This is a genomic window from Paenibacillus brasilensis, from assembly GCF_009363115.1.
Classification (GTDB): Bacteria; Bacillota; Bacilli; order Paenibacillales; family Paenibacillaceae; genus Paenibacillus; species Paenibacillus brasilensis.
The window spans coordinates 47,150-65,858 of sequence record NZ_CP045298.1 but is presented as its reverse complement, the minus strand read 5'-3'; the positions used below and the strand labels follow the sequence as shown (position 1 = coordinate 65,858).

18 protein-coding genes are annotated in these 18,709 nt (G+C 44.7%); 14 read left to right on the top strand and 4 right to left on the bottom strand.

All coding sequences use genetic code 11. The annotated features are described in order from the left end of the window. Positions 1 to 52 precede the first annotated feature (52 nt). On the bottom strand, positions 53 to 670 hold the full coding sequence (locus GCU48_RS00565) for a TVP38/TMEM64 family protein (protein ID WP_152378702.1): 618 nt from the start codon (positions 668 to 670) through the stop codon (positions 53 to 55). A 350-nt stretch (positions 671 to 1,020) separates the two neighbouring features. On the opposite strand from GCU48_RS00565, the gene GCU48_RS00560 reads away from it, so the two are divergent. The 5 genes from GCU48_RS00560 (at position 1,021) to GCU48_RS00540 (ending at position 5,332) form a co-directional block, all read left to right on the top strand. Beyond that, a complete protein-coding gene (locus tag GCU48_RS00560; protein WP_025720370.1) occupies positions 1,021 to 1,710 on the top strand; it encodes a TerC family protein in 690 nt (229 codons plus the stop codon). 128 nt (positions 1,711 to 1,838) lie between these two features. After that, positions 1,839 to 2,783, top strand: coding sequence for a Gfo/Idh/MocA family protein (locus tag GCU48_RS00555; RefSeq protein ID WP_152378701.1), 945 nt, complete (start codon positions 1,839 to 1,841; stop codon positions 2,781 to 2,783). A 79-nt stretch (positions 2,784 to 2,862) separates the two neighbouring features. Continuing rightward, the gene (locus GCU48_RS00550) at positions 2,863 to 3,183 is read left to right on the top strand and encodes a hypothetical protein (protein ID WP_152382062.1); all 321 of its coding nucleotides are present in this window, start codon (positions 2,863 to 2,865) and stop codon (positions 3,181 to 3,183) included. A gap of 91 nt (positions 3,184 to 3,274) precedes the next feature. Beyond that, positions 3,275 to 3,553 (top strand): DUF6171 family protein, encoded by a 279-nt coding sequence (locus tag GCU48_RS00545; protein ID WP_152378700.1) that lies wholly within the window; start codon positions 3,275 to 3,277, stop codon positions 3,551 to 3,553. A 294-nt stretch (positions 3,554 to 3,847) separates the two neighbouring features. Continuing rightward, entirely contained in the window at positions 3,848 to 5,332 is a 1,485-nt protein-coding gene (locus tag GCU48_RS00540) for an alpha-N-arabinofuranosidase (protein WP_152378699.1), read from the top strand. Between the two features lie 84 nt (positions 5,333 to 5,416). On the opposite strand, the gene GCU48_RS00535 is transcribed toward GCU48_RS00540, so the two are convergent. Further along, the gene (locus tag GCU48_RS00535) at positions 5,417 to 6,235 is read right to left on the bottom strand and encodes an AraC family transcriptional regulator (protein WP_152378698.1); all 819 of its coding nucleotides are present in this window, start codon (positions 6,233 to 6,235) and stop codon (positions 5,417 to 5,419) included. A 139-nt stretch (positions 6,236 to 6,374) separates the two neighbouring features. Between GCU48_RS00535 and GCU48_RS28965 the strand changes: the two genes are divergently transcribed. The 6 genes from GCU48_RS28965 (at position 6,375) to GCU48_RS00500 (ending at position 10,927) form a co-directional block, all read left to right on the top strand. Then, the gene (locus GCU48_RS28965) at positions 6,375 to 6,713 is read left to right on the top strand and encodes a hypothetical protein (protein WP_244315975.1); all 339 of its coding nucleotides are present in this window, start codon (positions 6,375 to 6,377) and stop codon (positions 6,711 to 6,713) included. 18 nt (positions 6,714 to 6,731) lie between these two features. Continuing rightward, on the top strand, positions 6,732 to 7,499 hold the full coding sequence (locus GCU48_RS00520; RefSeq protein ID WP_152378697.1) for a sugar phosphate isomerase/epimerase family protein: 768 nt from the start codon (positions 6,732 to 6,734) through the stop codon (positions 7,497 to 7,499). Beyond that, a complete protein-coding gene (locus tag GCU48_RS00515; RefSeq protein WP_152378696.1) occupies positions 7,492 to 8,574 on the top strand; it encodes a Gfo/Idh/MocA family protein in 1,083 nt (360 codons plus the stop codon). The genes GCU48_RS00520 and GCU48_RS00515 overlap by 8 nt, the downstream gene beginning before the upstream one ends. A 39-nt stretch (positions 8,575 to 8,613) precedes the next feature. Beyond that, positions 8,614 to 9,582: a sugar phosphate isomerase/epimerase family protein gene (locus GCU48_RS00510; protein ID WP_152378695.1), complete on the top strand. Its 969-nt coding sequence runs from the start codon at positions 8,614 to 8,616 to the stop codon at positions 9,580 to 9,582. A gap of 20 nt (positions 9,583 to 9,602) precedes the next feature. Further along, positions 9,603 to 10,334 carry a ThuA domain-containing protein gene (locus GCU48_RS00505; protein WP_152378694.1) on the top strand — a complete coding sequence of 244 codons (732 nt, stop codon included), beginning with the start codon at positions 9,603 to 9,605 and terminating at the stop codon, positions 10,332 to 10,334. A 248-nt stretch (positions 10,335 to 10,582) separates the two neighbouring features. Beyond that, positions 10,583 to 10,927 carry a winged helix-turn-helix transcriptional regulator gene (locus tag GCU48_RS00500; protein WP_043891085.1) on the top strand — a complete coding sequence of 115 codons (345 nt, stop codon included), beginning with the start codon at positions 10,583 to 10,585 and terminating at the stop codon, positions 10,925 to 10,927. 86 nt (positions 10,928 to 11,013) lie between these two features. Here the strand turns inward: GCU48_RS00500 and GCU48_RS00495 are convergent, their stop codons facing one another. Beyond that, the gene (locus tag GCU48_RS00495) at positions 11,014 to 11,412 is read right to left on the bottom strand and encodes a hypothetical protein (protein ID WP_152378693.1); all 399 of its coding nucleotides are present in this window, start codon (positions 11,410 to 11,412) and stop codon (positions 11,014 to 11,016) included. Between the two features lie 220 nt (positions 11,413 to 11,632). Between GCU48_RS00495 and GCU48_RS00490 the strand changes: the two genes are divergently transcribed. Then, entirely contained in the window at positions 11,633 to 12,400 is a 768-nt protein-coding gene (locus tag GCU48_RS00490) for a DODA-type extradiol aromatic ring-opening family dioxygenase (RefSeq protein ID WP_152378692.1), read from the top strand. A gap of 123 nt (positions 12,401 to 12,523) precedes the next feature. Here the strand turns inward: GCU48_RS00490 and GCU48_RS00485 are convergent, their stop codons facing one another. After that, a complete protein-coding gene (locus tag GCU48_RS00485; RefSeq protein ID WP_014599995.1) occupies positions 12,524 to 13,240 on the bottom strand; it encodes a Crp/Fnr family transcriptional regulator in 717 nt (238 codons plus the stop codon). Between the two features lie 257 nt (positions 13,241 to 13,497). On the opposite strand from GCU48_RS00485, the gene adhE reads away from it, so the two are divergent. Next, positions 13,498 to 16,110 carry a bifunctional acetaldehyde-CoA/alcohol dehydrogenase gene (gene adhE / locus GCU48_RS00475; RefSeq protein WP_152378690.1) on the top strand — a complete coding sequence of 871 codons (2,613 nt, stop codon included), beginning with the start codon at positions 13,498 to 13,500 and terminating at the stop codon, positions 16,108 to 16,110. A gap of 327 nt (positions 16,111 to 16,437) precedes the next feature. Beyond that, on the top strand, positions 16,438 to 18,699 hold the full coding sequence (gene pflB, locus GCU48_RS00470) for a formate C-acetyltransferase (protein WP_152378689.1): 2,262 nt from the start codon (positions 16,438 to 16,440) through the stop codon (positions 18,697 to 18,699). Positions 18,700 to 18,709: the final 10 nt, after the last annotated feature.

The following is an 18,709-nucleotide window of genomic DNA, read 5'->3' as shown; positions in this document are numbered from 1 at the left end:
CTTCGAATGCCATACTTTACAATCTGACGGATTTGGAGGCCAACCCGCAAGGTTATGTTTTGCTGGCACGTTGAAGTCTTTTTCGGTACAGTACAAAAAAGCCGCCCAGCAGCACAGTATACAACAGCAAAATGACCAAGCCGGTGATCGGATGTTCCGCAATGGCGCTGCCTGCATAAGCGTATACGGCAATTGCGGGCAGCTTGCCAATAGCTGTCCCTAGCAGAAAGCTCCAAAACGGAAATCCCGCTACTCCGGCGTATACATTTACAGCCGCCTGCGGGATGACCGGAATCAGGCGAGCCAGCAGAACAGCGGTAAAAGGCTTCCGTTCCATGACCTGGTTCAAGCGTTCCAACGCGGGAACCCGCTCCAGATACTCCCGCCCTTTGTCACGCAACAGGGTACGTACCGCACCGTAAACGACCAGTGCAGCCAAGGTAGTGCCAAGCCAGCAGATCAGAGCGCCTTGCCAGGCACCAACTGCGTAAGCAATGGAAGCGATAATTAGCTTGTAAGGCACGAAAGGAATTAACGCGAATAAAAATGAAATTAGCAGCAAAGCCGGGAAGGAGGTTTGCTTGTCTGCCCAAGCAAGCCAATCATATCTGTAGATAAACGCGATGCAGAGCAGCGAAACATAGGCCGCAGCGAATAGCCATTTTTTCATTTACATACCTCTTTCATTATCTCTGTTTGGCTTATCGCTCATACCAAAAAATAGGGTTCACATTCCCAACAATGTGTGCTATACTGCCACTAACAGAATAGTTCCCAGAGGGGAGTAGCTCAACGAGTAAAGTCGTCATTACGGGATTGTAAATCCCCGGCTTTATTGGCAACGTTATGTTGTAAGCGAGACCTTTGCCAGGATTTTCGGAATCCGGGTAAATGGTCTTTTTTTGATGCTAAATTTGGGTCAAGCGCCATTTCCGGTTTTCCGTGAAGAGGCGCTTTTTTAGTATAAAGCGCTGAACTATTTAAAGTATAACAAATAAATAAAGAAGGTGGGAGAAACGTATGGATTTTTTGTCAATCGAGTTTTTAACCGCATTATTGTCCATTATTATTATTGATCTAGTGCTTGCTGGTGATAATGCGATCGTAATTGGCTTGGCAGCTCGCAATGTTGACAAGGCCAACCAAAAGAAGGTCATTATTTGGGGAACGATCGGCGCAGTCATCATTCGTGTGATTGCTACAGTATTGGTCACGTATTTACTGCAAATTTATGGCTTGCGATTAATCGGGGGACTTGCGCTCATCTATATCGCCTACAAACTGCTGGTTGAAGAAAAGAAGCACGAAATTTCAGCAACCAATCAAATGTGGGCAGCGATCCGCACTATTATTATTGCGGATACGATGATGGGACTGGACAATGTACTTGCTGTAGCGGGAGCGGCTCATGGAGATATGCTGCTCGTTATTCTCGGTCTGGCGATCTCCGTCCCAATCATGGTATGGGGAAGTACGATTATCTTGAAACTGACAGAACGTTACCCGGTCGTCATTACAATTGGTGCTGCTGTTTTGGCTTACACCGCTGCCAAAATGGTGGTGGCCGAGCCGTTAATTGCACATTGGTTCGCAAATGGGGTCGTTAAATACGGCTTTGAAGCTCTGATTGTTGTGCTGGTTGTTGCCATTGGGATGCGTGTTAAAAAGATAAAATCGGAGAAAACAAAACAACAAGCGCTTCATGCTTAAGCATTCTTGCATCGAGGCTGTTCCGTTAAGTCCAACTGGACTGGAGCAGTCTCTTTTTCTTTGCTTGTCAGCAGACTTCCATGTAAACTAGACAACAGATGAAATGAGTAATAAGAGGTGACAACGGTATGAACAAGCAGACGAAAACAAGAGTGGCCATTGCAGGGCTGGGAGGTATTGCACGCAAGGTATATTTGCCCTTGCTGGCTGCGCACGAAGGTGTAGACATTATAGGTGTCATGAACCGTTCGCAAGAGCCGGTTAATTCTATTATGGAGCAATACAGGCTACCGAGAGGGACAACAGATGTAAAGGAGCTGCTGGCGTGGGAGCCGGAAGCTGTATTTATACATGCTGCGACGGAAGCTCATTTTGATCTGGTTATGGCGTGTATTGAAAAAGGAATTGCGGTGTATGTAGATAAACCGTTGTCCTATGATGTTCGTCAAAGTGTGGAGATGACCGCGTTTGCAGAGGCACAAGCCGTGCTGTTGGCAGTAGGCTTTAACCGACGCTTTGCTCCGCAATATGCAGCTGCTAAAGCGTGGCTGGAGGAAGTGGGTGGTTTCAGTCAATGTGCGGCTATTAAACACCGAACGGGATATGATCGAAGACCTGCGGAACAGACGGTTTATGATGATTTGATTCATATGCTTGATTTGCTATTATGGCTGGGCGGCGATGATTATGAGCTGCTGCACAGTAAACTGGATACGACGAACGAAGGATACATGGACACTTCGTTCGGTTCCGTACGTTTGGGAAATGCCTTCGGCAGCTATAGTATGAACAGACAGGCAGGGGCTGACATAGAGAGACTGGAGCTGCATGGGGCAGGTCGATCTGTTGAAGTAACCAATATGGAACAGGCTGTTTTTATGGAAAAAAGCAAGCTGCCACTAACGCAAATTTTCGGAAGCTGGGACACGATTTTGGAAAGACGGGGCTTCAGCGGAGTCGTGAACCATTTTCTGGAGCATATTCATCGTCCGGAGGAGTGCGCTATCAGTGCTGGAAAGGTGCTGGAAAGCCATATGTTGGCAGACGAACTGATTAGTCATCTGAATGACTAATGCCAAACTGACTGAGCGAAAAGCAACGATCATAACGATCCAGACATCAAGAAACAGGCTGAAGGAGAAATGAATGGAAATGGTAGAGGATAACCGTGGTAAGCAGCTAGAGGAAGCCATCATCGAAAATTATAAGCAGGAAGAGGACATGATGATTCTGGTGTTTGCGCAATGGTGCATCAATCATGGGCTGGAGCCGGAGGAATTATATCGTGTAGCGTATCCGCAGCAGGATAGCAACGAGCGTCTGCTACGAGTACGCAAGCTGACTGTATCGCGTGAAGAAGCGGGCGATATTCCGCTCGATACGGTATTGGGGGTACTATCTATGTTCGGAAACGAGGACTTGGCCATGGTTGTATCTGAGGCGGCTGCCAAGCTTCCTCAGGAACGAAAATAAGGGTAGCTGGAATAAGGGAAGTACTATAATAACAGTAATACGGAATCAACTGCTTGATTTAGGACCTTGTTGATAGGAGGGTAAGCTGACGATGGAAGATGTAACGGTGCCAAGCACCTGTAAGGGCTGTGAAAGAGACATCACGATATCGGAGGAACAAATTACCAGGATTCTAAATAACATGAGACCCAAAGTGGAGTGTGTGAACGATAAGGTGTATGAGGCCAGACTGTTGGCCTGCTCACAATGTAAAGATTTAATGGCTGGGCATACATGCGGCATTAGCGGAAGCATTGTCCGTGTACGTGCCCTGGCAGCCACGCAAAGCTGTCCCAGTTACAGTGGTTCACGCTGGCAAGGAACAGCCTAATCGAATAAAAGCAATCACATCCCAGTCTGCCTTAATGGCAGGCTTTTTGGTTTGATTGAACCTTTTGCTTAAGATTGACAAATAGTAGACAATAAAATATATTAAACGTGTAAAATAACTTTGTTTAATTATTAATGTTTATATTAATCAAATGTTTGTTGGACTTGATGAAAATGCAAAGGTTAAGTTGGTAAAGAGATCAGCAGAAGGAGTTACTTTTATTTTTTTTTTAGAAAGCGTAATCATTCATGCCAATGATGCGGGAAATTTTAATATTTTGGGGGAGGGCTTGTTGTGAAGGGTTCTATTATTGTCAATACCGATGGGGAACAAGGCGTTATTAACAAGAATATCTACGGGCAATTTGCCGAGCATCTTGGAAGGTGTATTTATGAAGGCTTATGGGTTGGGCAGGAATCTCCGATCCCGAACACGAACGGAATTCGTAATGATGTGGTAGAAGCGCTTAAAAAGCTAAATATCCCTGTGTTGCGTTGGCCAGGGGGCTGCTTTGCTGATGAATATCATTGGAAAGACGGTATCGGACCGAAAGAAAACCGCAAGAGAATGGTAAATACACACTGGGGCGGTGTGGTTGAAAATAATCATTTTGGTACACATGAGTTTTTTCAGTTGTGCGAGCTGTTAAATGCAGAGCCATATATATGCGGAAATGTAGGCAGTGGTACCGTGCAGGAAATGTCGGAGTGGGTAGAGTACATGACCTTTGATGGGGAATCGCCTATGGCTGCATGGCGTCAGGAAAATGGTCGTGAAAAACCATGGAGGCTCAAATATTTTGGAGTGGGCAACGAAAACTGGGGCTGTGGCGGTAACATGCGTCCAGAATATTATGCCGATCTGTATCGGCGCTATCAGACATATGTTCGTAACTATGGCGAGAACCGCATTTATCGGATTGCAGGCGGGGCAAATGTGGATGATTATCGCTGGACCGAGGTACTGATGAGAGAAGCTGGTCATCTTATGGATGGCTTGAGTTTGCATAACTACACGGTCCCGGGTACTTGGGAAGCGAAACGGCAAGCACTCGGTTTTGATGAAGCGGAATGGTTTGAGACGATGAAAAAATCATTGCGTATGGAGGAATTGATTACCCGCCATTCTGCTATTATGGACCAATATGATCCTGACAAACGGGTCGGGCTGATCGTCGATGAATGGGGAACCTGGTTCCTGACCGAGCCGGGTACCAATCCGGGCTTCCTTTATCAGCAAAATACGATGCGGGACGCGCTTGTAGCTGGATTGCATCTTCATATTTTCCAAAATCACCATGACCGTGTACAGATGACGAATGTTGCTCAAATGGTCAATGTTTTGCAAGCGATGGTTCTCACCGAAGGTCCTGCTATGCTGTTGACGCCGACGTATCATGTATTTGAAATGTTCAAGGTGCATCAGGATGCACAAGCACTTGCTACTTATACTATGCTAGGCAATTATGAATACGACGGGGATTCCATCCCACAAGTAAGCGTGTCCGCTTCCAAGGCACAGAATAGCTATATTCATGTAAGCTTATGTAATGTCCATCCGGGCGAGTCGGCAAATTTAAATCTGGAGCTGAGAGGACTGGAAGAGGTCAAGGGAATCAGTGGTGTTGTCCTTGCCAGTGATGAAATGCAGGCACATAATACGTTTGACCAGCCAGAGCGTGTAAAAAAGGAAACTTTTACGTCCTTTCAGCAGCAAGGTCAGCATTTGGATGTTACACTACCACCGATGTCAGTAGTGATGCTGACGATTGCTCCGTAACAATAGCTTTGGTATATAAGCAGGTCCTGCTTTATAGTTGAGTTTTTGACAAAAGAGAGCGTTCAAGCGAACGCTCTCTTTTGCCTATAATTGCTCGCGGTGAATCACTCTGAACTCCTTGGGAGACATGCCAAAGCGGGAACGGAATACACGGTGAAAATACGTATAGTTTGCAAATCCGGACGATTCTGCGGCTTGTTCCAGTGACATAGGGCTGAAAATGATTCGCTCTCTCGCCATGTTGAGTCTAATGTCCAGCGTGTATTGCATAATGCTTGTATCGAATGTTTCCTTGAACAGATGTACGGCTCGGGATACACTGATGCCGACGTGTGAGGACACGTCATCCAGTTTGAAGTTGGATGATGCATTTTCCTCAATATAATTTTTAATCTGATAGGCGAGATAGTTATGATGTGTAGCAATAGGATGCTCAGACAGCATGCGGTCGAACTCCAAACATAAAATGCGTATGTAATAGCTTGATATTTCCGGGTAAGGATTGGACATACGTCGCTGCTCTATTACAAGTTGGCGAAATAGGCCAAGTAAGGCTTCTGAGAGCTGGACCTTAATTCGGTTCGGCCGTTTGTGATGATTCCACCACTCATCTACCCAGGAGCCACCGAAAAAAATGTGATAATCTCCGCTTTCGACGATCTGTTCACCCATGGAATTCAACTCACTGTGAATATCCAGTTCATAAGGCTCGGTAGGACTGAACAACAACAGGTCCCCTGCCTCAATTCGTGTCATTTTCCCATTAATGCGGGCCTTGCAGCGCCCGTCTGTCTGCAGACGAAACAAATAATTTTTAATCCCATCAGGCTGGTTTGAATAAAAGGGTTTACGATGGAAGGAATAGCCTGCGGTAAGAACCTGACAAGACTCAACGATAGACATGAAGACGACTCCTTTAGGCATTTGGCTGCTTCAAATATTGACCAGATTGTTCATGTTTTAATCATATTATTCATTTTAAACGAAACCCAAATAGAATACTATGTGAACTGTAAAGCTTACATGCTGGATCAAAAAGCATATGCTGGAGGCCAAGGAGTGTGAAGAATTCGAACGAATGAAGGCCGGGATTAACGGTTGTGATAATATTAGCTCCGTATATCTTGAAAATCTCCAAAACAGCCCGCTTATTGAAGTGGTAGCTGTCGCTGACTTGCTGGAAGAAAGGGCCGAAGAATTCAACGTTGAAAACGTATACAAATTTGTGCCCATGCCCAGCTGGCCTACTGTTGTGTTGGGAAGCCATGCATGCTTTTCAACGTTCCTCATTTGGAAGGAAAGCTTTTTACGCTGGAGAGCATGTTCGAGCCAGACCGAGGATTTGTATTTTGGAGCAGATATAACGGTAAATCCATCTTAATAAAAGAGGTGAAGGGCAATGGCTAAAGTAGGATTGCAATTGTACACAGTAAGGGAAGATCTTGAACAGGATTTTGAAGGTACGTTGCGCAAGGTAGCTGAGCTTGGCTATAAAGGGGTAGAATTTCATACCTTTTTCGGACGCAGTGCCAAGGATGTCAGAGCGCTTTTGGATGAACTGAATCTGGAAGTTGTCGGAACTCATATCCAATATAACCGCTTGCTGGATCATTTGGATGAGGAGATTGCTTATCACAAGGAATTGGGCAATAAGTACCTGATCGTTCCTTATTTAACTGACGAGCAGCGCCAGTGGGATGAACTTTTTGCTAATCTGAATCGTATTGGTGAAAAAGTAAAGGAACAGGGGCTGATTCTGGCTTATCATAATCATGATTTTGAATTGACGGAGAAAATCAGTGGTCGTCCGGTATTTGATGCTTTATATGATGCAGTACCCGCTGATATGTTACAGGTCGAAATGGATACTTGTTGGGTATACTATGGAGGCTATGATCCTGTGGAATACATCGGACGTTATCGTGGGCGCTTGCCTATCATTCACTTAAAGGATATGGCGCGTGACGAACAGCAAAAAGCAGTTACCGTAGAGCTTGGCAGAGGAGAAGTACAGCTTCAGGCCATTACAGACGCCGCTATTGAGGCAGGTGTGGATTGGGTTGTCGTGGAACAGGATTTCAGTTCAAATCCTCCAATCGAAAGCATTGAAACTAGCTTTAACTGGCTCCAACAATACGCAGCTCAGGGAGGAAATATTCATGTCTAAAACACTCAAAATCGGGATTATTGGTTGTGGGGGCATTGCGAACGGCAAGCATTTGCCGAGTCTTGCCAAGCAAAAGCGTGCAGAGATCATCGCTTTCTGTGATATCATTCCGGAACGTGCTGAGGAGGCCGCAGAGAAGTTTGGTGCTGAAGGTTCTCAGGTTTATAGTGATTACCGTAAGCTGCTTGAAAATAAGGACATTGAAGTCGTTCATGTATGTACGCCCAACGATTCGCACTCGGAAATTACGGTCGCCGCACTTGAGGCAGGTAAGCATGTGCTGTGTGAAAAGCCGATGGCCAAAACTGCCGAGCAGGCACGGGAAATGCTTGCTGTGGCCAACCGTACAGGTAAAAAGCTGTCCATTGCGTATCAAAACCGTTATCGCGATGACAGTTTGTATCTGAAGCAATTGGTTGAACAGGGAGAGCTTGGTGAAATTTATCTGGGCAAAGCTATCGCTCTGCGTCGACGCGCGGTTCCGACATGGGGAGTATTCTTGGATGAAGAGAAGCAAGGCGGTGGCCCGCTCATTGATATTGGTACGCATGCACTCGATCTGACACTCTGGCTGATGGATAATTACAAGCCTAAAAGTGTAATGGGCTCAACCTTCCACAAGTTGGGGGATCGTAAAAATGCGGCAAATGCCTTTGGACCTTGGAATCCTGAGGAATTTAAGGTGGAGGACTCTGCTTTTGGTTTTATAACCATGCAAAATGGAGCTACGATCGTACTGGAATCCAGTTGGGCATTAAACGTTGTGGAATTTGGCGAAGCCAAGACATTGCTATGCGGTACGGAAGGCGGAGCCGATATGCAGGATGGGCTGCGCATTAACGGAGAAAAGAATAGCCGCTTGTTTGACACGAAAATAGATTTGGACGCAGGAGGTGTGGCTTTTTACTCCGGGGAAACCGAAAATGAAGCAGACCGCGAAGCTCGTCTGTGGATCGAATCCATTCTGGACGACAAAGAGCCGCTTGTGAAGCCGGAACAGGCACTGGTTGTTACTGAAATTTTGGAAGCCATTTATGAATCGGCACGTACGGGAAAAGCAGTTTATTTTGATTAAACCCGCTTTACTCACATATGATACAGGGAGGGAATTCTTTTGAAACTTGGAGTATTTATGGTGTTGTTTGGCGGACGCTCGCTGGAGGAAGCGCTGGATTATGTAGCTTCCCAAGGACTGGATGCTGTAGAAATAGGTACAGGCGGCAATCCGGGAGATAAACACTGTAAGCCGGATGAGCTGCTGGACAATGAAACGGCGCTCAAAAACTTTAAAAAAGCAGTAGAGTCCCGCGGACTTACAATTAGTGCGCTTAGCTGTCATGGTAACCCTCTTCATCCGCAAAAACATTTGGCCCAGGCAGATCATGAAGCGTTTCTTAAAACCGTTCGTTTGGCGGAGAAGCTGGAAGTTCCTGTTGTAAATACTTTTTCCGGCTGTCCAGGTGATCATGAAGATGCGAAGTATCCGAACTGGCCGGTGGCTCCGTGGCCCAATGATTTTCAGGAAATACTAAAATGGCAATGGGAGAACAAAATTATTCCTTATTGGAGTGAAGCGGGGAAATTTGCCGCAGATCATCATGTAAAAATTGGACTGGAACTACACGGAGGCTTTTCTGTTCATACGCCAGCAACCTTGCTTCGTCTGCGTGAAGCGGTAGGGGAGGTCATTGGTGCCAATCTGGATCCGAGTCACATGTGGTGGCAGGGCATTGATCCGGTGCAAGCGGTTCAAATTTTAGGTAGAGCAGGAGCCATTCACCATTTTCATGCCAAGGATACAACGATTGATCCGATCAATGTGAATAAATATGGTCTTACCGATATGCAGGAATATACAAATATGCTGGATCGCGCATGGCAGTTCCGTACTGTGGGCTATGGGCATGATATTAAAACTTGGGCGGATATTATCAGTGCTCTCCGTCTAGTGGGTTACGATTATGTAGTAAGTATTGAGCATGAAGATGGTCTGATGTCTGTAGAGGAAGGCTTTACTAAGGCCGTTCACAACCTTCGTCAGGTTCTAATTGAAGAACCGCTGAGCGAGATGTGGTGGGTCTAACCTAATAGGGGGAAATGTTGATGATTAACGTCACCATTTGGAATGAATTTCTTAACGAGAAGCTGAATGATGAAGCAAAACAGGTGTATCCGGACGGGATACACAAGGCATTGGCAGACGGCCTGGCTGGTAACAGATTTGTTATCCGAACGGCTACTTTACATGATGACGCTGAGCACGGCTTGGGAGAGGAAGTCCTGAATTCCACAGATGTGCTGCTGTGGTGGGGGCATAAAGCTCACGAACAGGTGAGTGATGAAGTTACAGCTCGTATTGTAAAACGAGTACAAGAAGGTATGGGCTTGATCGTGCTGCACTCGGGCCACTTCTCCAAGCCCTTCAAAGCTCTAATGGGAACCAGTTGTAATCTGAAATGGAGAGTTGCAGGCGAACAGGAGATTATCTGGTCCGTAAATCCGTCACACCCTATTGCAGAAGGAGTAAATACCAAAATTTTGTTGGAGCATGAAGAGATGTATGGGGAGTTCTTTGATATTCCTACGCCGGATGAACTGGTATTTATTAGTAACTTCGAAGGCGGTGAGGTATTCAGAACAGGCTGTACTTTCCGTCGAGGTAGCGGTAAAATATTTTATTTCCGCCCTGGTCATGAAACATATCCAACCTATTACCAGCCAGATATTTTGAAGGTCATTGCCAATAGCATACGTTGGGCCTGCTCGACAGGTATTATCAATCCAATATATGGTAGAAGCGAAGCGGTGAGATCTCTCGGTGGAGTATTGGTATAATGACATTCATCATGTCACGATAAGCTCTATAATGAAATAGATCGACAGGCGGAATACCAAGAGATTCCGCCTGTTTTTTTATTTAACGATTTAGACATATACCTGTCGCTTTTGTTGTTGTATAATCAGCTTTGGTCACGGCAACTTTATCGGAGCAGGTATTTAATTTAAGAAGAAAGTGTTTTCTTTCCGGATAAAGTATGCTAAAATGATATATACTAACAAAAGGAAAGCTTTATCAAACCGAAATGCAAAAGAAGGTGAAAAATTTGGAGGGTCAACCGCAATTTACAAAAATGTGTCCGCGTTTTGAAACCGCCTTTTCATGTTTGGGAAAGCGCTGGAACGGATTGATTATACAATCCATGATGAGCGGCCCCAAGCGGTTTAAGGATATTTCCAATCTGATTCCCACAATGAGTGATAAAATGTTATCAGAGCGGATGAAAGATCTGGAAAATGAAGGGATTCTTACTCGTCATGTATACCCGGAAACTCCTGTCCGTATTGAATACGAGCTTACTACCAAAGGTCGTGCACTGCAACCGGTAATGGAGCAGATTCAATTTTGGGCTGAGGAATGGATTAGATGAGCACCAAACTAAATAAGCGTTTTTCATAGCAAAACAGCCTTTTTCTAGAAAAAGGCTGTTTTTATTGTGTGCAAGCTATAGTACACTTAATAGCTTTTGGCGCGTCCCGCAATTGAAAATAATCCGGCTACCGTGCGGCGTGGGATACGAGTTTGAATATCAAGTGCGGCTGTACGGAATGTACCTAGGCAGGAATGGCACAGCCTTCCTGCATAAATGGAGGATTGGCAGGACTCGCAAGGATAATCAAGCTGGTTGTATGTGGAGGGAAACTTGCCTGCTCTTACCCAGTCTATCAGCAAAATCATGGGTGTCCCGGTTGCATTACTAAGTTGACGGGTGTGCGTAGCAGGGTGCTTCCACAAATAGTTGGAGCAGCGGTCAAAGAAAACATATTCTTCTTGGATACAAGCATTGCACAGGTTTCTAAGATTCTGACGGAAAACCGAACCGCATTTTGGGCAATTAGAGGTATGTATCTCCATAGAAACCAGTCCTTTGTATCAAAATGTAGTAAATTTTTAAAAAAAATATTAGTTACATATTACTATGACTTTATACCCATATCAATCTTTATTTATCAGTGGCTGATCCTTAAGTGTATGCAAAACTCTTTATTGACATGACCTTATTACTTATGTATTATTACTTACATAAAGTTACTTATTAAAAAAAATAAACCGATGAATGATAAGGGGATTTTATATGACACCAGCTTTATTTTTGGCCCACGGGTCACCGTTGCTTGCTATTGAACAGACCGACTATACTGCTTTTTTAGAGAGATTAGGGAAGCATATTCGACCCAAGGCTATTGTTATTTTCACTGCCCATTGGGAGACGCAGGCACTGACAATCAGCTCGACGGATGACGTATATGATACAATTTATGACTTTGGCGGATTCCCGCCGGAGCTGTATGCGGTGAAGTATCCTGCACATGGTTCGGTGGAACTGGCAAATAAGCTGAAAGAATTATACGAACAAAAGGGCATTGAAGTACAAACAGACCAAGTAAGAGGCCTGGATCATGGGGCCTGGACACTATTGCATCGTATGTATCCTGAGGCGGACGTCCCGGTCGTTCAAATTTCTGTAAATCCGTATCTCTCGCCCAAGGCACAATATGCCATTGGTGAAGTACTGCGCAGGCTCGGAGAACAGGATATTCTGGTCATTGGCAGTGGTGTAACTGTCCATAACCTGCGTATCGTCAAATGGGGAGAAACGAAAACAGAGCCTTGGGCCATTGATTTTGATGACTGGGTTATAGACAAGGTACAAAATGGGGATATAGAAGCTTTGGATCGTTATGAAAGTGAAGCACCGTATGCCCATCAAGCGGTACCAAGAGCAGAGCATTTTGTGCCTTTGTTTATTGCAATGGGGAGTGGAAATCCAGCGAACAAGGCCAAGGTCATCCACAGAAGCTATGAGATGGGTAATCTAAGTTACCTGTGCTTTCAGTTCTAAAGGTAGGATGGATCATGGAGGCACATCGCTAGTTGCTTTTTGGGGAGAATAGGAAATAAAATAAGGGAGTGTTTTATAGCCAAAATGGCATAGAACACTCCCGTTTGCATTAGAAAAGATTAATTAAATCCGGCAAATCTCACGTGGACACAATTCACAGTGACACACGCCTTGCAGCATTTCCAAATCCTTGACAACAATCATACCGTTATCATATTCAACTGCATTTTTCTTACGCAGGTCGCTTAGCATCCGGTTTACACTTTCCCGGGTAGCACCGATCATATTGGAAAGGTCAGTATGCGTAATTTTTTTATGAATCAGGATATAATCACCGTGAGGCTCACCATAGGTGTTGCATAATCGAATAAGTGTTGAGCAAAGAGCTCCAGGCTTACCGTACATCATCAGATCGCGGAACTTGGTCTGAGTAATGCGGTGATGCGACCCCATCCATTTCATAAAGTCAATAGCAAAATCACAATGCTGACAAATGAGCAGCTCCAGGTCTGTATGATCAATTACACCAATATCGCTGTCTTCCAGAACCTCAGCAGAAAAGGAATGCTTAGTGCCGAAAAATGGATCAGCTTGACCCACTAGATCGCCACTTTGGTACATATATAGAATAAGTTCCTTACCCTCATCCGTTGTTTTCGTTACTTTCACGCGTCCGCGTTTGATATAAAACAGCTTATCCGCTGTATCTCCTTCCCAGAACAGATGCGAGCTTTCTGGCATAACTCGATCTTTCATCATCACTTGCAGCCGGTTGAAGCTGGCCTCCGAGAAGCAACAGGTGTTACCGCGAGCTTCCATTACGTTAGTAGGGTTTCTCATCGTCCATTTCCCCTTTGGTTCCTATGTTTTTTATCTGCAACTTGATCAATTCAAATTCATTATATACCTGCGCTATGAGTTTTTGGGGCAAGAACAGGGGGTAAAAGTGGCAGAATTTCAAACTTTGTGATTTAATTCACTTCATCAAATAAAATTTTAAATAGATTGTGAAAAAAATCACAAAATATCTTGGAAAGCTGTGTTACGATCAGTGCGTGAACAAGAGATATACACGAGATAACAGGAGGATGAGGGAAATGGCTGTTAAAAACGAGGTTATCCAAAAAGAGCAAAGCGCAGAGCAGTATATTCAAACGTTGATTGACCGGGCGAACCGGGCACAGCAAGCTTTTATGAGTATGAATCAGGAACAGATTGATGAAATCGTACAAGCAATGGCACTCGCAGGGATGGATAAGCATATGCATCTGGCGAAGCTGGCTGTTGAAGAAACAGGACGCGGTGTGTATGAGGACAAAATTACCAAAAACATGTTTGCAACAGAATATGTCTATCACAGCATTAAAAATGAAAAAACCGTCGGTGTCATTGAAGATAATGATTTTGACAGTTTTCAAAAGATAGCTGAGCCAGTCGGCATCATTATGGGGATCACTCCAGTGACAAACCCGACTTCGACTACCATGTTCAAAGCGTTGATTGCCATTAAAACACGTAACCCAATCATTTTCGGTTTCCACCCATCCGCTCAATCGTGTAGTGCGGAAGCAGCTCGTGTCTTGCTTGAAGCAGCCGTTAAACATGGGGCTCCGGCTGATTGCATTCAATGGATTGAAGCTCCTTCGATGGATAAGACAAATTCACTTATGAATCACCCTGATGTGGCGCTGATTCTGGCAACTGGTGGATCGGGCATGGTTAAGGCGGCATATAGCTGCGGTAAACCTGCTCTGGGCGTAGGTCCTGGTAACGTGCCTTGCTTCATTGAAAAGACAGCGGACATCAAGCAGGCTGTGAACGATCTGATCCTCTCCAAATCTTTTGATAACGGTATGATCTGTGCTTCCGAGCAAGCGGTTATTATCGAAGAGCCAATCTTCGAGCAAGTGAAAAAATTGATGATCGCTAACGGTTGCTATTTTGTAAATAAAGAAGAAGCAGCTAAGCTCACCCAAGGAGCTATGAATGTAGAAAAATGTGCAGTGAACCCGGCTATCGTCGGACAGTCCGCTGTAAAAATTGCTGAAATGAGCGGTATCACCGTACCTGCAGGAACCAAAATTTTGGTCGCTGAAATTGAAGGGGTAGGAACAAAATTCCCACTGTCTGCAGAAAAACTGAGTCCCGTACTGGCTTGCTATAAAGTTAAAAATGCTGAACAAGGTATTCAACGCGCTGCTGAAGTCGTGGAATTCGGGGGCATGGGCCACTCGTCCGCTATTCACTCGAACGATGAGGACGTTATCGCTCGCTTCGCAAACCGTTTGCAAACAGGCCGTATCATTGTAAATGCACCTTCGACGCATGGTGCGATTGGTGACATCTACAACACCAACCTTCCATCGTTGACGCTCGGTTGCGGTTCGTACGGACGTAACTCAACTTCGTCGAACGTATCGGCAGTCAATTTGATTAACGTGAAAAGGGTGGCGAAGCGGACGGTGAATATGCAATGGTTCAAAGTACCTTCCAAAGTTTATTTTGAAAAAAATTCGACTCAATATCTTGCTAAAATGCCTGATATCACACGTGTAGCCATTGTCACAGACCCTATGATGGTGAAACTCGGCTATGTGGATCGTGTCATTCATTATTTGCACCAACGCCAAACGCCAGTAGCTATCGAAGTTTTCTCTGAAGTAGAGCCAGATCCATCGACAGTTACGGTAGAACGTGGTACTGAAATGATGAGACGTTTCCAACCGGATTGTATTATCGCACTGGGCGGCGGCTCCCCAATGGATGCAGCTAAGGGCATGTGGCTGTTCTATGAATATCCAGATACAGATTTCAATAACCTGAAACAAAAATTCATGGATATTCGCAAACGGATTTACAAGTACCCACGTCTGGGGCAAAAAGCACAATTTGTAGCTATTCCTACAACCTCGGGTACAGGTTCGGAAGTTACTTCTTTCGCAGTAATTACAGACAAAAATCTGGGTAACACCAAGTACCCGCTGGCTGACTATGAGCTGACTCCTGATGTGGCAATTATTGACCCTGTGTTTGTATATTCGCTGCCTAAAACAGCTGTAGCGGATACAGGTATGGACGTTTTGACACACGCTATTGAGGCTTATGTGTCCGTGATGGCAAATGACTACACAGACGGTCTGGCAATTAAAGCCATTCAACTGGTGTTCCAGTATCTGGAGCAATCGGCTCTGTCCGGCGATAAGCTGGCTCGTGAAAAAATGCATAATGCTTCCACGCTCGCAGGGATGGCGTTTGCCAATGCATTCTTGGGTATTAACCACAGTCTTGCGCACAAATGGGGCGGACAGTACCATACAGCGCATGGTCGTACAAATGCCATCTTGATGCCGCACGTCATTCGCTACAATGCAAAAAAACCGACAAAATTCGCTTCGTTCCCTAAATATTCGCATTTTGTTGCGGATGAGCGTTATGCAGAGATTGCTCGTATATTGGGATTGCCTGCTCGCACCACTGAAGAAGGGGTTAACAGTCTGATCGAAGCAATTCGCAAGATGAACAAAACACTCGGCATTGAGGAATCGTTCCAGCAACTCGGTTTCGATCCGAAGGATTTTGAAGCACGTGTAGACTATTTGGCAGACCGCGCCTTTGAGGATCAATGTACAACTGCGAATCCGAAATTGCCGCTGGTTAGTGAATTGGCTGATGTATACCGCAATGCCTTCTACGGACGTTTTGACCAATAATATATAGGTACGAAGAGGCTTGTAACAAAGCATTTTCCCGTTCAATACTAATGCAGGCTCTCTATAATAGAGGGCCTGTTGGTTTGGGAAGGGAGGTGAGCGGCAAGGCTAAAGATATAGGCGTGAAGCTAGGGAAAATAAAGTGATATAAATCACTGGTATTGTGATTTTTGTCACATACTACACCCTGTCATTATTCTACAATAAGGGTGTAAGAAAGGTCCCGACACTGAGCGTAAGGCATCGGTGAAAAGGCCGGGCTCAAGAGATTGATTTATAGTGAAAAAAATCACAAGTCCGGAAGACCAAACAATTGGAGGGATTTACATGTCGGTGATTGAGAGAGATTTACAAGAGCAACAATCTGGTTGGAGAGGTTTTAAAAAAGGAAAATGGACTAAGGAAGTCAACGTCAACGATTTTATTCAAACTAATATTTCACCTTATGTTGGCAATGAAGAATTTCTGGTTGGTCCTACCGCTAATACTACTGCACTGTGGGATATCGTATCCGAACTTACTAAAAAAGAGTTGGCAAACGGCGGCGTACTCGATGTAGATGTAAATACGCCATCTACTATTACTTCACATAAACCGGGTTATTTGGACCGGGATAAAGAACAAATTGTTGGTGTGCAAACTGATGCACCATTCAAGCGTTCCTTGCAACCTTTCGGTGGAATTCGGATGATGATTGATGCATGTAAAGCCTATGGCTTTGAAGTGCCTGAAAGTATTATTGATATCTTTACGCATATCCGTAAAACACACAACCAAGGTGTGTTTGATGCTTACACAGATGAGATGAGAGCAGCTCGTAAAGCTGGTATTATTACTGGCTTGCCAGATGCATACGGCCGCGGTCGTATTATTGGTGACTACCGTCGTGTAGCTCTGTATGGAGCAGACTTCTTGATCCAAGATAAAAAGCTTCAATTAAAGAGCCTCGAAGTTGACTCTATGGAAGAGGACGTAATTCGTCTTCGTGAAGAAATTTCCGAACAAATTCGTGCTTTGAATGAATTGAAACAAATGGCTGCTGAACATGGATTTGATATTTCAAAACCAGCCAACAATGCGAAAGAAGCTTTCCAATGGGTATATTTTGGCTATCTCGCAGCGATTAAAGAACAAAATGGTGCAGCAATGTCCCTGGGACGTGTATCTTCATTCCTTGATATTTATACTCAACGTGATCTTGAAGAAAACGCGCTGACAGAAGAACAAGCTCAAGAACTGGTCGATCATTTTGTTATGAAACTGCGTATTGTTAAATTCCTGCGCACACCTGACTACAATGAACTGTTCAGTGGAGACCCAACATGGGTAACAGAATCTATTGGTGGTATGTCTGTCACTGGAGAAACTCGTGTTACCAAGAACAGCTTCCGCTTCTTGCACACTTTGTACAATTTGGGACCTGCTCCAGAGCCTAACTTGACTGTACTGTGGTCAGAACAACTGCCTGAAGGCTTCAAAAAATATTGTGCAAAAGTTTCTATTGAAACCAGCTCCATTCAATATGAAAATGACGATCTGATGCGTCCAATCTATGGCGATGATTATGGTATTGCTTGTTGTGTATCCGCTATGAAAATCGGTAAACAAATGCAATTCTTTGGTGCTCGTGCCAACTTGGCTAAAGCCCTGTTGTACGCAATTAACGGTGGTAAGGATGAAAAATCCGGCGTTCAAGTAGGGCCTGAATTCCCAGCCATTACAAGTGAAGTACTGGAATATGAAGAAGTGTTGAGCCGCTTCAAACCTATGATGGAATGGCTGGCAAAACTGTATATGAACACACTGAATGTGATTCATTACATGCATGATAAATACAGCTACGAACGCATTGAAATGGCGCTGCATGACCGTGATATTCTTCGTACCATGGCTTGTGGTATTGCGGGTCTCTCAGTTGCTACTGACTCCCTCAGCGCTATTAAATTTGCAAAAGTAAAACCAATCCGTAACGAAAAAGGGATTGCTGTTGATTTTGAAATCGAAGGCGAATACCCTTGCTACGGTAACAATGATGATCGTGTAGATACTATCGCAGTAGAACTGGTAGAGACCTTCATGGGTATGATTCGCAAGCACAAAGCTTACCGGAACGCGGTGCCTACTCAATCTGTCCTGACCATTACTTCCAACGTGGTGTACGGTAAGAAAACAGGTACAACACCGGATGGACGTAAAGCAGGCGAACCGTTTGCGCCAGGCGCGAACCCAATGCATGGCCGTGACAAAAAAGGTGCTTTGGCATCTCTGAGTTCTGTAGCCAAGCTGCCTTATGAACACAGTTTGGACGGTATTTCGAATACCTTCTCCATTGTGCCTAAAGCACTGGGTAAAGAAGAAGAAACACGCAAAACGAACCTCGTTTCGATGATGGACGGCTACTTCGGAAGCCATGCGCATCATTTGAACGTCAATGTATTTGCTCGTGAGCAACTGCTGGATGCAATGGAACACCCAGAAAATTATCCACAGCTTACGATTCGTGTATCGGGCTATGCTGTTAACTTCATCAAGCTGACTCGTGAACAACAGCTGGATGTTATTAACCGTACATTCCACGGTACAATGTAATTAGGCTTCA

What these genes read in the sequence shown, in the direction of transcription:
- GCU48_RS00565 (WP_152378702.1), bottom strand. Translation starts at nt 670, where the DNA reads ATGAAAAAATGGCTATTCGCTGCGGCCTATGTTTCGCTGCTCTGCATC.
- GCU48_RS00560 (WP_025720370.1), top strand. Translation starts at nt 1,021, where the DNA reads ATGGATTTTTTGTCAATCGAGTTTTTAACCGCATTATTGTCCATTATT.
- GCU48_RS00555 (WP_152378701.1), top strand. Translation starts at nt 1,839, where the DNA reads ATGAACAAGCAGACGAAAACAAGAGTGGCCATTGCAGGGCTGGGAGGT.
- GCU48_RS00550 (WP_152382062.1), top strand. Translation starts at nt 2,863, where the DNA reads ATGGTAGAGGATAACCGTGGTAAGCAGCTAGAGGAAGCCATCATCGAA.
- GCU48_RS00545 (WP_152378700.1), top strand. Translation starts at nt 3,275, where the DNA reads ATGGAAGATGTAACGGTGCCAAGCACCTGTAAGGGCTGTGAAAGAGAC.
- GCU48_RS00535 (WP_152378698.1), bottom strand. Translation starts at nt 6,235, where the DNA reads ATGTCTATCGTTGAGTCTTGTCAGGTTCTTACCGCAGGCTATTCCTTC.
- GCU48_RS28965 (WP_244315975.1), top strand. Translation starts at nt 6,375, where the DNA reads ATGCTGGAGGCCAAGGAGTGTGAAGAATTCGAACGAATGAAGGCCGGG.
- GCU48_RS00520 (WP_152378697.1), top strand. Translation starts at nt 6,732, where the DNA reads ATGGCTAAAGTAGGATTGCAATTGTACACAGTAAGGGAAGATCTTGAA.
- GCU48_RS00515 (WP_152378696.1), top strand. Translation starts at nt 7,492, where the DNA reads ATGTCTAAAACACTCAAAATCGGGATTATTGGTTGTGGGGGCATTGCG.
- GCU48_RS00505 (WP_152378694.1), top strand. Translation starts at nt 9,603, where the DNA reads ATGATTAACGTCACCATTTGGAATGAATTTCTTAACGAGAAGCTGAAT.
- GCU48_RS00500 (WP_043891085.1), top strand. Translation starts at nt 10,583, where the DNA reads ATGCAAAAGAAGGTGAAAAATTTGGAGGGTCAACCGCAATTTACAAAA.
- GCU48_RS00495 (WP_152378693.1), bottom strand. Translation starts at nt 11,412, where the DNA reads ATGGAGATACATACCTCTAATTGCCCAAAATGCGGTTCGGTTTTCCGT.
- GCU48_RS00490 (WP_152378692.1), top strand. Translation starts at nt 11,633, where the DNA reads ATGACACCAGCTTTATTTTTGGCCCACGGGTCACCGTTGCTTGCTATT.
- GCU48_RS00485 (WP_014599995.1), bottom strand. Translation starts at nt 13,240, where the DNA reads ATGAGAAACCCTACTAACGTAATGGAAGCTCGCGGTAACACCTGTTGC.
- adhE (WP_152378690.1), top strand. Translation starts at nt 13,498, where the DNA reads ATGGCTGTTAAAAACGAGGTTATCCAAAAAGAGCAAAGCGCAGAGCAG.
- pflB (WP_152378689.1), top strand. Translation starts at nt 16,438, where the DNA reads ATGTCGGTGATTGAGAGAGATTTACAAGAGCAACAATCTGGTTGGAGA.